The sequence below is a fragment of the Pseudorhodobacter sp. E13 genome, assembly GCF_003991405.1.
GTDB lineage: Bacteria > Pseudomonadota > Alphaproteobacteria > Rhodobacterales > Rhodobacteraceae > Pseudorhodobacter.
The window spans coordinates 1-234 of the sequence record NZ_RPEN01000044.1 but is presented as its reverse complement, the minus strand read 5'-3'; the positions used below and the strand labels follow the sequence as shown (position 1 = coordinate 234).

At 61.5% G+C, this 234-nt stretch carries 1 pseudogene; it reads left to right on the top strand.

From position 1 onward, the window contains the following. A pseudogene (gene tuf / locus EGN72_RS00115) lies at positions 1–234 on the top strand (elongation factor Tu); the annotation flags it as partial.

Below are 234 nucleotides of genomic sequence, written 5' to 3'. Positions count from 1 at the left end.
ATGGAAATCCGCGAGCTGCTGTCCTCGTATGACTACCCCGGCGACGATATCCCGATCATCCGTGGTTCGGCTCTGCACGCCATGAACGGCACGCAGCCGGAAATCGGCGAAGAGTCGATCAAGGCGCTGATCGCGGCTGTGGATGAATACATCCCGACCCCGGCCCGCGCTGTTGACCAGCCGTTCCTGATGCCGGTTGAAGACGTGTTCTCGATCTCGGGCCGCGGCACTGTT